The sequence below is a fragment of the Achromobacter sp. ACM02 genome (assembly GCF_014851605.1).
GTDB classification, from domain to species: domain Bacteria; phylum Pseudomonadota; class Gammaproteobacteria; order Burkholderiales; family Burkholderiaceae_B; genus Achromobacter; species Achromobacter aegrifaciens.
The window spans coordinates 127627-140404 of the sequence record NZ_JACUZY010000007.1 but is presented as its reverse complement, the minus strand read 5'-3'; the positions used below and the strand labels follow the sequence as shown (position 1 = coordinate 140404).

Here is a 12778-nt window from a genome sequence, read left to right as displayed (position 1 = left end):
CCCGAAAGTTCAGGCCGCCAGGATACACCGCTCAGGCGGGCGCGCCGCCGCTGCCGAAGGCTTCGGCATGGATGCGGTCGGCGGGCACGCCCAGGCCGGTCAAGGCTTCGCGCTGCGCGCGCATGAAGCCGGCCGGGCCACACAGGTAGTAGTCCGCGCCAGGCACGATGACTTCGTCGCGGATGGCGTTCAGATCCACCCGGCCGGCGTAGTCGTAGTCGCGGCCAGGTTGGTCGCCGTGGCCGACCTCCTCGTAGAACACCGCCTTGCGCACGTTGGCGCGTTCGGCGGCGATGCTGTTGACGTGATCGCGCATGGCGTGGACCGAGTTGTTGCGGCAGCCGTGCACGAAACGGATCTGGCGTTCGTCGTTCAACCCCACCAGATGGTTCAGGATGGAGACCATGGGCGTCAGGCCCACGCCGCCGCTCAGCAGCACCACCGGCGCGCTGCCTTCCTCGCGCAGATGGAAGTCGCCCTGGGGCGGCGCCACGTCCAGCACCCCGCCCTCTTCCAGGCGGTCATGCAGGGCGTTGGAAACCCGGCCGGCCGGCGTATCGGCGCCCGCCGCTTCGCGCTTGACCGAGATGCGCAGGCGGTCCTGGCCCGGCGCGTCCGACAGGCTGTACTGGCGCGGCTGCATCAGGCCCAGTTCGGGCACGAACACGCGCACCGACACGTACTGGCCTGGGCGGTAGGCAGGCACTTCGCCGCCATCGGCCGGCGCCAGGTAGAAGGACGTGATCTCGGCGCTTTCACGCTGCTTGCCCACCACGCGGAACGCGCGCCAGCCCGTCCAGCCGCCCGGCTTGGCGGCCGACTCCGCGTACAGGCGCGCCTCTTCGGCGATCAGCAGGTCGGCCAGTTGGCCGTAGGCCGCGGCCCAGGCCGCCACCAGCTCTTCCGTGGCTGCCTCGCCCAGCACTTCGCTGATGGAGGCCAGCAGATGCTTGCCCACGATCTGGTAGTGCTCGGGCCGGATGCCCAGGCTGACATGCTTGTGCACGATGCGCGTCACCACGGGCATCAGCACGGAAGGATCGTCGATGTGCTCGGCGTAAGCCGCGACCGCGCCGGCCAGCGCCTGCTGCTGCTCGCCGCCAGCCTGGTGGCCCTGGTTGAAGACATGCTTGAGCTCGGGGTTGTGCTTGAACATGCGGGCATAGAAATGCTTGGTCAGCGCGACGCCGTGCGTCTTGAGAACGGGCGCCGTGCCCTTGACCAGGGCGCGGATTTGGGGACTCAACATCAACTGCTCCTTGTGGCGCGATCGGAATCGCCATTAAACATGCATTTATAATACATCTTTAAATGCCCACTGAAAAACCCCGGGCGATTCAATCCGGCCCGCTGGCCCATGCGCCCAGGATGGCAAGCGGCGGTAACACGCAATCGGTCCCCGCGCGCCATTGGGGACGCGTGGCGCCGCCAGCCTGTCCGCGCCACGCCACGGACGCGATCCAGTCCTCGCCCAGGCGCCATGAACAGGCGCGCCACTGCCCTGGCGGCGCACGCAGGCGCCATTCCGCCTTGCCGCCGAAGTCCAGGCCTACCGAAGCCATGTCCGCAGGGAAATCCAGTCCGGCCGCCTTGATGAAGGCTTCCTTCAGCGTCCACAAGAGATAAAAGCGTTCCAATTGGGCTGCGCCTTCCAGGCCAGCCAGCGTGGCTTGCTCGGCCGGCGCGCATACCCATTCGGCCAGGCGCAAGACCTCGCGCGGCCGCACTCGCTCCAGATCGGCGCCCAACTGCCACCCGGCCGGGGCGGACGCGCAGACCGCGTGGCCGCCGCTGTGGCTTAGCGACAGGGTCGCAGGCGGCATGGCCTGCCTGATCTCTTGCAGCAAAGCCCTGCTGACCCGCCAATCGAGCTGCGCCTTCGGGCTGCGCAGCGCTTGTGCGCGCGCGGCGTCCTCCGCTGACAGCTCCTGGCTGCGGTAACCCGCAGCCGCGCCTTTGTCCGCCCACCAGATTAAAAGTTCCTGAACGTTCACGGGAGAAAGTAACAAATAGCAAGCTGAAGTGTAAGAAACAAAGGAAATATTGTGTATTATGTAACGTTTTAAATCAAAATGGCCTGACATCGCCATAGTAGAATCGCGCGCTATGTTGACGTTTTCGATCGCGCAATGGCAGGGTTGGGCGCAAGGAATCGATGGCCCCGGCGACTGGTTGAAATGGGCCGAACATCCGTTCTGCCCGATCGGAAATCAGAATCCGCCCCGCCTGGACTTCCTGCCTCCCTTGCAACGCCGCCGCCTGAGCCCGCTGGCTCGCGGGGTGTTCGAGTGCGCGTGGCCGTTGGCCGAGGGACGCCCGCCCATGCCGCTGGTGTTTGCCTCCCGCCATGGCGAAACCACCCGCAACTTCGGCCTGCTGCAAGCGCTGGCGGCGCACGAACCCCTGTCGCCCACGGCCTTCGGCCTGTCGGTCCACAACGCCATCGCCGCGCAGTGGTCGATCATACGCCGCGAGACCACTGAATCCGTGGCCTTGTCGGTGGAAGACGACGGCCTGGAGCACGCCTGCATCGAGGCGTCGATGCTGTTCGATGCCGGCCACCAGGACGTGCTCGTGGTGCTGGCCGAGGAACGGCCGCCCGCAGCTTACGCCCCCTGGGTGGATGACGCGCCCTACGCTTATGCGGTCGCCCTGCATCTGCAGCCCGGCGCCGACTGGACCTTGGCCCTGGCCCCGCGGGCGCCGGATGCCGCCGACAGCGCGCAGGCCTGGCCCAATCCCCTGAACCTGCTGCGCCACCTCTTGCTGCGCACGCCCGACTGGCGCCACGCCAACCGCTCCCGACTATGGACCTGGACACGCACGGCATGACTAGCGCCACGCCTCCCCGGCAGGACTTCTGGCTCTGGCGTCTGTTCGCCACCGGCATGGCCTTTACCCTTTTCGGGCTGGGCGGCGTGCTGCTGCGCGTGCTGGTGTTCCCGCCCCAACGCTTGCTGCCCGGCGACAAGGCGGACCGCCAGCGCCGCGCGCGCGGCGCGCTGAACGGCACCTTCCGCCTGTTCATCCGCTTCATGGTCCGCACCGGCATCCTGACCGTGGAATTCAAGGGCGCCGAACGCCTCGGCAAGCCCGGACAGATGATCCTGGCCAACCACCCTTCGCTGCTGGACGTGGTGTTCCTGGTCGGCCACGTCAAGAACGCCAACTGCATCGTCAAGCACGGCCTGGCCACCAACCCGTTCACCCGCGGCCCGGTGGCCAATGCCGGCTACATCACCAACGACGAAAGCTTCGACATGTTCGACCGCGCCGCCGACGTGCTGCGCGCGGGCGAAACCCTGATCGTCTTTCCCGAAGGCACGCGCACGCCGCGCGACGCCATGCCGCGCTTTCATCGCGGCGCCTGCGCCATCGCGCTGCGCGGCGCGCGCGTGGTCACGCCCGTGGTCATCAGCATGAATCCCCGCAGCCTGACCAAGGGCGAGCCCTGGTACCGGATTCCGCCCTGCCGCATGCGCTATGTGATCCGCGTGGGCGAGGACATCGATCCCGCCTCCTGGAGCGGCGCCCATCCGCTGCCCATCGCCGGACGCAAGATGAACGATTACCTGCACGCCTATTTCGAAGCCGAGCTGGCGCCCGCCGCGCCTGCCGGCGCCATCATGAATGAACAACCGCCTCGGGCGGTGGAAGTGGAGTCCTGACCGGATGAACCAACTGGAATTTGAACTCAAGACCCTCGTCATCGACTCGCTGGGCCTGGAAGACATCGCGCCCGACGATATCGACAGCGACGCCCACCTCTTTGGCGACGGACTGGGGCTGGACTCGGTGGACGCCCTGGAGCTGGGCCTCGCGCTGCAAAAGCGGTACGGCATCACCATCGATCCCGAGACGCGCAACATGCGCGAGCATTTCGCCAGCATCGCCAAGCTGGCCGAGTTTGTCACCGCGCAACGCCGCGCCTAAAGGATACGGAGTCCAGGATGCATACCCGCGACGAAATCTTCAACACGCTGCGCGGCGCGCTGGTCGAACTGTTCGAGATCGAACCTGAACGCATCACGCCCGAAGCAAACCTGTACACGGACCTGGAGATCGACAGCATCGACGCCATCGACCTGATCGACCATGTGCGCCGCCAGACCGGCCGCAAGCTCGACGCCAACGACTTCCGCACCGTGCGCACGGTCGAGGACGTGGTGCAGGCCATGTGCCAGAAACAGGACCCCGCCGCATGAAACGCGGCGTGGCGGCAGCCCTGGCCGTGGCCGGCATCGCCTATCCCTTCGCCGTCCATGCGGCGCTGGGACGGGTAAGCGCCGCCTGGCTGGCGCTGCCGCTGGCCCTGCTGTGGCTGGCGCGCGGCCTGACCGCGGATGCCGCCCGGCCGGGCGCGCGCCTGCTGCCCGCTGTGGCGGTGGCCTTCTGCCTGGTCCTGGCCGTTTCGAATTCGCAAGACTGGCTGCGCTGGTATCCCGTGCTGGTCAACGGCATGATGCTGGCTATCTTCGGCGCCAGCCTGCGGCGCGGCCGCCCCGTGATCGAGCAACTGGCCCGGCTGCGCCACCCTGATCTGCCGCCCGAAGGCGTGCGCTACACCCGCAATGTCACCCGCGTGTGGTGCGCCTTCTTCGCCCTGAACGGCAGCGTGGCGGCGGCCCTTGCGGCCTGGGGCCCCTGGAGCTGGTGGACCGTCTACAACGGCGCCGTGAGCTATGTGCTGATGGGCCTGCTGCTGGCGAGCGAATGGCTGCTGCGCCCCGCCGCCGCCAAGGCGGCGTAACGCATGGCCTGGACCGATCTCGCGCAGCTGCTGCTGCCCGCCCCGCCTGACTTGGCCGATGCGCTGGTCGCCGACGAGCCGCCACTGACGCGCGAGGCGTTTGCTCGCGCCAGCCTGCAGGCCGCGGGCGCCTTGCAAGCGAGGCAGCTGCAACGCGTCGCGATCTGGTTCGAGGACGCCGCCCGCATGGCCGTCGCGTTGTTCGCATGCTGGCGCGCCGGCGTGGTCGCGGTGCTGCCGGGCGACGCCCAGGCGCAGACCTGCGCCACGCTCGACGCCATGGTGGACGCCTGGCTGAGCGACACTGATCTGCCGCTGCCGGCCGAGCGGCTGTGCCGGCTGGCCGAGCTGCAAGGCCACGCACCGCTCGCGCCCGCCGAACTGGACCCTGCGCTGACGCTGGTGCTGTGCACTTCGGGATCCAGCGGCACGCCCAAACATATCGCCAAGCACTGGCGGCAACTGATGGACGAAGTCCGCGCGCTGCAGCAGCAATGGCCGGATGCGCGCGGCCCCGTGCTGGGCAGCGTATCGGCGCAACACATGTACGGCCTGCCCTTCAGGGTGCTGTGGCCGCTGTGCGCCGGGCGCCAGCTGGACCGGCCGCAGCGCCTTTATCCGGAAGAACTGCAGCAGGCCAGCCTGCGCCATCCGGCCTGCACCTGGATCGCCAGCCCGGCGCTGCTGCGCCGCCTGGGACAGCGGCTGGATTGGGACCAGCTGCGCGGCCGCCTGACCCGCATCCACTCGTCCGGCGGCGAATTGCCCGCCGACGCATCCGACCATATCGCACAGCACCTGGGACTGCGCCCCAGCGAGATCTACGGCAGCTCCGAAACCGGCGCCGTCGCCTGGCGCGAAGGCGACAGTCCCTGGCAGCCGCTGCCCGGCGTGGCCGTCGACCTGAACGCCGAAGGCGCGCTGCGCGTGCAATCGCCATGGGTCAATCCGGCCGAGGCGCAGACCGCCGACGGCGCGGAGCTTGCGCATAACGGTTTCCGGCTGCTCGGCCGCCTCGACCGCATCGTGAAGATCGAGGAAAAGCGCATTTCCCTGCCCATGCTGGAACAGGCGCTGGCGCGCCATTCCTACGTCGCCGAAGCGCGCATGGGAGGTCTGGCCGGGACCACGCGCCTTGCCGCGCTGGTCGCCCTGTCGGCCGGCGGCCTGCATGCCTTGCGCAACCAGGGCCGCAAGGCGCTAGTGGATGCGCTGCGCGCGCATCTGGCCCCAGGCTTCGAATCGCTGGCCATTCCGCGCACCTGGCGCTTCTTCGCGCAACTGCCTGCCAACGCCCAGGGCAAGCTGCCGCGCGGCGTGTTCGAAGCGGCCGCGGGCCCCCGGCCGCTTGCGCCCGAGGCGCAGGAACTGCCGCGCCTGGCGGATCACGAACGCCGCTACCGGCTGGAAATCCCCTGCGACCTGGCGCATTTCAGCGGCCACTTCCCCACTGCTCCCGTTGTGCCCGGGGTTGTCCAGATCGGCTGGGCCATGTCGCTGGCACAACGCGACCTCCATCCCGAGCTGCGTTTCGCCGGCATGGAAGCCCTGAAATTCCAGCGCCTGCTGCGTCCGGGCGATACCGCCATGCTGGCGCTCAAATGGGACGCCTCGAAGCAGAAGCTGTATTTCGCCTACACGGTCAACGACGCGCCCTGCTCTTCCGGCCGCATTCTGCAGGCAGGCGGCCATGGCCCCGCATAAGCTCTGCGCGCTCATTCCCGTGTACAACCACGGCGCCACGGTCGCCGCGGTGCACGCGCAGCTTGTGGCGCAAGGCTTGCCCTGCGTGCTGGTGGATGACGGCTCCGAACCGTCTTGCGCCGCCGCGCTGGATGCGCTGGCCGCCCAACCGCATACGCATCTGCTGCGGCGCGCGGTCAACGGCGGCAAAGGCGCGGCGGTGCAGGACGGGCTGCGCGCGGCGGCGGCGCTGGGCTATACCCATGCCTTGCAGGTCGACGCCGACGGTCAGCACGCCCTGACGGACGCGGCGGCCTTCGCCGCGGCCTCCCGTGCTCGCCCCGAAGCCCTCGTCTGCGGCGCGCCGCTGTATGGCGACGACGTGCCACGCAGCCGTCTCTATGGCCGCTGGCTGACGCGCGTGTGGGTCTGGATCAATACGCTTTCGCTCGACATCCCCGACGCCATGTGCGGTTTCCGCGTCTACCCGCTGGCCGCGGCGCTGCCCGTGATCGACGGCGCGCGCGTGGGCCGGCGCATGGATTTCGACATCGCCGTCCTGGTGCGCCTGCACTGGCGCGGCGTCGCGATGGTCTGGCTGCCGACGCGCGTGGCCTACCCGGAAGGCGGCATTTCCCACTTCCAGGGCCTGCGCGACAACCTGCTGATCAGCCGCATGCACGCGCGCCTCTTCTTCGGCATGCTGGCGCGTTCGCCGGCGCTGCTGTGGCGCCGGCTTGCCGGAGGTCAGCGTCCATGAGCGCCACAGATCAGCATTGGGCCGATCAGCCCGAGCGCGGCAGCGCCCTGCTGATGCGCCTGACCGCCTGGGCCGCGCGCACCCTGGGCCGCCGTTTGGTCGCGCCCGTGGTCTGGCTGGTCGTGCTGTATTTCTATGTCAGCGGCGCCCGCGCCCGGCGTTCGATCGCGGCCTACCAGCGCCGTCTGGCGCAATCCGGCACGCTGGCCGAGCCGCTGCCGCGCCGCATGCCGGTCTACCGCCAGTACCTCGCGTTCGCCAACGCCATCCTGGACAAGCTGGACGTCTGGCAGGGCAAGATCACGATGGCCCATCTGGACATCTCCGACCCTGACGGCCTGCACGCGCAAATGGGCAGCAACCGCGGCCAGATCCTGGTGGGCTCGCACCTGGGCAATATCGAGGTCTGCCGCGCGCTGGCGGAGCAAAGCGGCACCTTGAAACTCAATGTGCTGGTCCACGACAAGCACGCGGTTCACTTCAGCCGGCTGCTGCACCAGGCCGGCGGCGGGCTGCGCATGATCCAGGTCAGCGAACTGGATGCTCCGGCCATGCTGGACCTGGCGCAGCGCCTGGACCGCGGCGAATGGCTCGCCATCGCCGGCGATCGCGTGCCGCTGCAGGGCGACCGTTGCACGCCGGTGGACTTTCTGGGCGCCAGCGCGCTGTTCCCGCAAGGGCCCTGGCTGCTGGCGGGCCTGTTGCGCTGCCCGGTCAACCTGCTGTTCTGCACGCGCCACGGCGCGCGCTACCGCGTCGCGATGGAACGCCTGTCGGACGGCATCGAATGGACGCGCGCCACGCGCCAGGCCCGGATCGCCGAGCTGGCCCAGCGCTACGCCGACCGCCTGGCCGCACACTGCCGCCTGGCGCCGCTGCAATGGTTCAACTTCTACCCTTTCTGGAAAGACGATGCGTAAACGGGGCGCCATCGGCGCTGAAGTCGAAATCCGTGTGCCCTTCTTCGACGTGGATCCGCTAAACGTCGTCTGGCACGGACACTACGTCAAGTATCTGGAACAGGCCCGCTGCGAACTGCTGGACCTGCTGGGACACAACTACGACGCCATGCGCGCCAGCGGCTACGCCTGGCCGGTGATCGACCTGCATCTGCGCTACGCGCAGCCCGCACAATTCGGCCAGCGCCTGAAGGTGCGCGCCGAACTGGTGGAATGGGAGCACCGGCTGAAGATCAACTACCTGATCCTGGACGCCGCCAGCGGCCAGCGCCTGACGCGGGCCACGTCCGAACAGGTGGCGGTCTGCATCCAGACCCGCGAGATGCAGCTGACCTCGCCCGCCGCGCTGGTCGATGCCGTGCAACGCAAGCTGCAATCGATGGAGACGCCCGCATGACGCGCCGCCTGGTTTTCATACGCCGCCTGTGCGCCCTGCTGGCCTTGGCCCTGCTGCCGCTGGCCGCCCGCGCCTTCGACCTGGCCGACCTGCAAACGCAGCTGAACGCCACGCCGGTGGTGCGCGGCCATTTCGTGCAGCAGAAGTTCCTGCGCTCGCTGCCGCAGCCGCTGACCAGCCGCGGCGATTTCACGCTGGCGGCGGGCAAGGGCCTGCTGTGGCTGCTGCGCACGCCGATCGCGCAGGACCTGCGCATCGACGCCCGCGGCATCTCCCGGCGCGACGAAGCCGGCAAATGGCAGGCTCTGCCGCAGCATTCCGGCGCCGGCCGCGAGAACCGGCTGTTCCTGTCCGTGCTGGCAGGCGACACCGTCGGGCTGCGCGAAAACTTCGACCTGGCGCTCACTGGCGACGCCAATGCCTGGCAGCTGCTGCTGACGCCGCGCTCGGTCCTGCTGCGCCAGATCTTCGACAACATCCAGATCAACGGGGGCAAGCTGGTGGACCGCATCGAACTGCGCGAGACGCAGGGCGACCGCAGCGTGCTGCAAATGACGGATGCGCAGGCCGCCCAGGCCCTGACCGCCGAGGAGCAACGTGCGTTCGCCGATTGAGCGCTGGCTGCCGCGGCTGTTCAAGCTGGGGCTGCTGCTGATTCTCTGCGCCGGCGCCTGGCAAAGCCGCCACGGCTGGCCGGTGTCGGCCAACCTGATGGAGCTGGTGCCCCAGGCCGGCGCCGACGCCACCCGCCAATTAGCCGAGGCCCGCATCCAGGAGCCCCTGTCGCGCCAGCTCATCGCGCTGGTCGCGACTCAAAGCGCAAACGCCGGCGCGGATGCCGCGGCCCCCGCGCGCCTGCTGGCGCAGCGCTGGACCGACAGCGGCCTGTTTTCTTCCGTGCAGGTGGAACTGCAAATCGACGTGCCCGCGCTGCGCGCGCAACTGCTGGCGGGCCGGCTGGCCATGCTGCCGGCGGCCGACCGGCATCAGCTCGAGACCGATCCCGCAGCCTACGCCCAGCGCCGCGCACGCGAGCTGTCCGATCCATTTTCATCTTCGGGCCTGGTGCCGGCGGACCAGGACTGGCTGGGCCTGACGCGCCGCGCCGAACAGGCGCTGCGCCCAGGCGGCGCGGTGCAGTACGACATGGGCACGGGCACCCTGCAGGCCGAACATGCTGGCAGACGCTGGATGCTGGTGCGCGCAGAAACCCGCGGCGATGCGTTCGACGCGGCCGCGCCCCAACAAATCGCCGCGCAGCTCGAACAGGACCGCGCGGCGCTCGGCGCGGCCGGCGCCGAGCTGCTGGTGGCCGGCGGCCCCCTGTACGCCGCCGCGGGCCGGGCGCAAGCGGTTGCCGAAAGCAGCTGGATCGGTACCGGCGCCACCATCGGCATCGTGCTGGTCCTGCTGCTGGCGCTGCGGCGCGTGCGCGCGCTGCTGGCTTTCGTGCCGGTCGCCGTCGGGCTGCTGACCGGCGCGGTGGCCTGCGTGGCAGTGTTCGGCTCCATCCACGTCCTGACCCTGGTGATCGGCGCGAGCCTGATCGGCGTAGCGGTGGATTTCCCCATGCATTGGCTCGGCAAGAGCTATGGCATGGCCGACTGGCAGGCCTGGCCCGCGCTGCGGCGCGTCCTGCCCGGGCTGACCATCAGCCTGGCAGCCAGCCTGGTCGGCTACGTCGCGCTGGCGTTCACCCCGTTCCCCGCGCTGACGCAGACCGCGGTGTTCTCGGCCGCCGGCCTGCTGGGCGCCTACGCCTGCACCGTGTGCCAGTTGCCGGCCTGGATGGACGGCTGGCGGCCCCGCCCCTGGCAGCCGCTGCTGCGTTTTGCCGAGGCCGCGCTGCACGCGCGTCAGCGCCTGGCCGGACGCCGCGCCGCGCTGTGGCTGGGCGCCCTGGCCCTTATCGCCGCCACTGCCGGCGGCATCAGCCGGCTGAGCATCCAGGACGATCTGCGGCAATGGCTGAGCCTGCCCGCGCCCTTGCTGCAGCAGGCCCGGCAGATCGGCGAAATCACCGGTTTCATGCCGACCAGCCAGTTCTTCCTGGTGCGCGCGCCTGACGCCGACGAGCTGCTGCGCAGGCAGGCGCGGGTGTCGCAGGCGCTGGATGCGCTGGTCGCGCGCGGCGATCTCGCCGCCTACAACGCCTTGAGCCAGCTGGTCTCGCCGGCCGCCGACCAGAAGGCGCTGGGCGCGACGCTGGCCAGCCTGGCCGGGCAGCCCGACGCCTGGAAGCCGCTTACCGACATCGGCATCCCCTACGCCGCCTTGCGCCTGGAACTGCAATCCATGGCCGCGCTGCCGCCGCAGGCCATCGAAGACGCGCTGCAAGGCCCGCTGGCCGAACGCTGGCGGCCGCTGTGGCTGGGCGTGCGTGAAGGGCAGGCCGCAGGCATGGTGACCTTGCTGGGCCTGCGCGACGCGTCCGCGCTCGAGGCCATCGCCCGGGTTGCCCCGGACGTCACGCTGGTGGACCGCAGCGGCGAACTGAATCGCATGTTTGCGGCCACGCGCATCGAAGCCGCCGAGCTCAAGCTGCTGTCCTATGGGGTCGCGGCGCTGTTGCTGCTGCTGACTCTGGGCCGCGCCGCCGCCTGGCGCATCCTGGCCGTGCCGCTCGCGGCCACCGCATGCAGCCTGGCCGCGCTGGGCTATCTGGGCCAGCCGCTCACCCTGTTCAGCCTGTTCGGTTTGCTGCTGGTGTCGGCCATCGGCGTGGATTACGCCATCTTCATGTACGAGCGGGTCGCGGGCGCGGCCGCCAGCCTGGTCGGCATCCTGCTGGGCGCCGCCACCACGCTGCTGTCCTTCGGGCTGCTCGCCGTCAGCCAGACGCCCGCCATCGCCAACTTCGGGCTGGCGGTCGCGCTGGGCGTGGCCTTCTCGCTGCTGTGGGCGCCATGGATCAATCCGCCGCGCGCCGCCGCGCCGCATCCTGCTTTCAATAACTAAAAGGAAATACCCGGCATGGAACATCGCGAAGTCGTAGTCATAGGAGCGGGGCCGGCAGGCGCGGTCGCCGCCGCCCTGTTGAAGCGCCAAGGACATGACGTCCTGATGCTGGAACGCCAGCAGTTTCCGCGTTTTTCCATCGGCGAAAGCCTGCTCGCCCATTGCCTGGAATTCGTGGAAGAAGCGGGCATGCTGCCGGCGGTGCAGGCCGCTGGCTTCCAGGTGAAGAACGGCGCGGCGTTTGCCTGCGGCGAGCGCTATACCCACTTCGATTTCCGCGACAAGTTCAGCCCCGGCCCCGGCACCACGTTCCAGGTGCAGCGCGCGCACTTCGACAAAGTGCTGGCGGACGATGCCGCCCGCCAGGGCGTGGAAGTGCGCTACCTGCAGGAAGTGACGGCGGCCGATTTCGACGGCGACGCCCCCTTGCTGGATGTGCGCGGCGCCGATGGCGCGTCCTACCAGGTGCAGAGCCGGTTCGTGCTCGATGCCAGCGGCTACGGCCGCGTGCTGGCGCGCCTGCTGGACCTGGAGCGCCCGTCGTCGATGCCGCCGCGCAAGGCCATCTTCACCCATATCGAGGACCGCATCGACGAACCCGGCTTCGACCGCGAGAAGATCCTGATCAGCGTGCACCCGCAAGAACGCGGCATCTGGTACTGGCTGATCCCCTTCTCCAACGGCCGCTGCTCGTTCGGCGTCGTGGGCGGCGAAAACCTCTTCGGCGGCCCCGGCCAGGACCTGATGGCCACGCTGCGCGAGATGGCCGACGCCGCGCCCAATCTCAAGCGCGTCCTGAAGAACGCCGTCTGGGACACGCCCGCCAATACCATCGGCGGCTATTCGGCCAGCGTGACGCAGCTGCACGGCCCCGGCTACGCGCTGCTGGGCAACGCGGCGGAATTCCTGGACCCCGTGTTTTCCTCGGGCGTCACCATCGCCCTGCGCTCGTCCAAGCTGGCGGCCGACGCGCTGCACCGCCAACTGACCGGTGCGCAGGTCGACTGGCAGGCCGAATTCGCCGATCCGCTGATGGTGGGCGTGGAGACCTTCCGCGCCTATGTCCAGGGCTGGTACAGCGGGGAATTCCAGGATGTGGTCTTCTACGAGAACGCGCAGCCCGAGATCCGGCGCATGATCAGCTCCATCCTGGCGGGCTACGCCTGGGACCGGAACAACCCCTTCGTCGCCAACCCGCAGCGCCGCCTGCGCATGCTGAGCGAACTTTGCCGCGGCGCCGAAGCGCAGCCGCTGCCCGCCTGATTCCGACC

At 69.2% G+C, this 12778-nt stretch carries 14 protein-coding genes; 12 read left to right on the top strand and 2 right to left on the bottom strand.

From position 1 onward, the window contains the following. Positions 1 to 31: 31 nt before the first annotated feature. Positions 32 to 1249 carry an NO-inducible flavohemoprotein gene (gene hmpA, locus IB258_RS22295; protein WP_054458173.1) on the bottom strand — a complete coding sequence of 406 codons (1218 nt, stop codon included), beginning with the start codon at positions 1247 to 1249 and terminating at the stop codon, positions 32 to 34. Positions 1250 to 1337: 88 nt separating this feature from the next. After that, the gene (locus tag IB258_RS22290) at positions 1338 to 1823 is read right to left on the bottom strand and encodes a 4'-phosphopantetheinyl transferase superfamily protein (RefSeq protein WP_225589213.1); all 486 of its coding nucleotides are present in this window, start codon (positions 1821 to 1823) and stop codon (positions 1338 to 1340) included. 283 nt (positions 1824 to 2106) lie between these two features. On the opposite strand from IB258_RS22290, the gene IB258_RS22285 reads away from it, so the two are divergent. Genes IB258_RS22285 through IB258_RS22230 form a run of 12 tightly spaced genes read left to right on the top strand, consistent with a single transcriptional unit; the run spans position 2107 to position 12770 of the window. Next, positions 2107 to 2832, top strand: a complete 726-nt coding sequence (locus tag IB258_RS22285; RefSeq protein WP_192353217.1) for a beta-ketoacyl synthase chain length factor — start codon at positions 2107 to 2109, stop codon at positions 2830 to 2832. Further along, positions 2829 to 3668, top strand: coding sequence for a 1-acyl-sn-glycerol-3-phosphate acyltransferase (locus IB258_RS22280; RefSeq protein WP_119451677.1), 840 nt, complete (start codon positions 2829 to 2831; stop codon positions 3666 to 3668). The genes IB258_RS22285 and IB258_RS22280 overlap by 4 nt, the downstream gene beginning before the upstream one ends. Before the next feature lie 4 nt (positions 3669 to 3672). Continuing rightward, positions 3673 to 3933 carry a phosphopantetheine-binding protein gene (locus tag IB258_RS22275; RefSeq protein ID WP_054458177.1) on the top strand — a complete coding sequence of 87 codons (261 nt, stop codon included), beginning with the start codon at positions 3673 to 3675 and terminating at the stop codon, positions 3931 to 3933. A gap of 17 nt (positions 3934 to 3950) precedes the next feature. Beyond that, positions 3951 to 4205 carry an acyl carrier protein gene (locus IB258_RS22270; protein WP_013392999.1) on the top strand — a complete coding sequence of 85 codons (255 nt, stop codon included), beginning with the start codon at positions 3951 to 3953 and terminating at the stop codon, positions 4203 to 4205. After that, the gene (locus IB258_RS22265) at positions 4202 to 4750 is read left to right on the top strand and encodes a hypothetical protein (protein WP_192353216.1); all 549 of its coding nucleotides are present in this window, start codon (positions 4202 to 4204) and stop codon (positions 4748 to 4750) included. Before IB258_RS22270 ends, IB258_RS22265 begins: the two co-directional genes overlap by 4 nt. Before the next feature lie 3 nt (positions 4751 to 4753). Next, complete coding sequence (locus IB258_RS22260; RefSeq protein ID WP_175214284.1) at positions 4754 to 6454, top strand: AMP-binding protein; 1701 nt, start codon at positions 4754 to 4756, stop codon at positions 6452 to 6454. Continuing rightward, positions 6441 to 7193 (top strand): glycosyltransferase family 2 protein, encoded by a 753-nt coding sequence (locus IB258_RS22255; protein WP_119451660.1) that lies wholly within the window; start codon positions 6441 to 6443, stop codon positions 7191 to 7193. The genes IB258_RS22260 and IB258_RS22255 overlap by 14 nt, the downstream gene beginning before the upstream one ends. Next, the gene (locus tag IB258_RS22250; protein ID WP_192353215.1) at positions 7190 to 8113 is read left to right on the top strand and encodes a glycosyl transferase; all 924 of its coding nucleotides are present in this window, start codon (positions 7190 to 7192) and stop codon (positions 8111 to 8113) included. The genes IB258_RS22255 and IB258_RS22250 overlap by 4 nt, the downstream gene beginning before the upstream one ends. Then, on the top strand, positions 8106 to 8549 hold the full coding sequence (locus IB258_RS22245; RefSeq protein WP_054458182.1) for a thioesterase family protein: 444 nt from the start codon (positions 8106 to 8108) through the stop codon (positions 8547 to 8549). The genes IB258_RS22250 and IB258_RS22245 overlap by 8 nt, the downstream gene beginning before the upstream one ends. Continuing rightward, entirely contained in the window at positions 8546 to 9163 is a 618-nt protein-coding gene (locus tag IB258_RS22240; RefSeq protein ID WP_192353214.1) for an outer membrane lipoprotein carrier protein LolA, read from the top strand. Before IB258_RS22245 ends, IB258_RS22240 begins: the two co-directional genes overlap by 4 nt. Then, entirely contained in the window at positions 9147 to 11507 is a 2361-nt protein-coding gene (locus IB258_RS22235) for an MMPL family transporter (protein WP_054458184.1), read from the top strand. Before IB258_RS22240 ends, IB258_RS22235 begins: the two co-directional genes overlap by 17 nt. 15 nt (positions 11508 to 11522) lie before the next feature. Beyond that, positions 11523 to 12770: an NAD(P)/FAD-dependent oxidoreductase gene (locus IB258_RS22230; RefSeq protein WP_192353213.1), complete on the top strand. Its 1248-nt coding sequence runs from the start codon at positions 11523 to 11525 to the stop codon at positions 12768 to 12770. Positions 12771 to 12778: the final 8 nt, after the last annotated feature.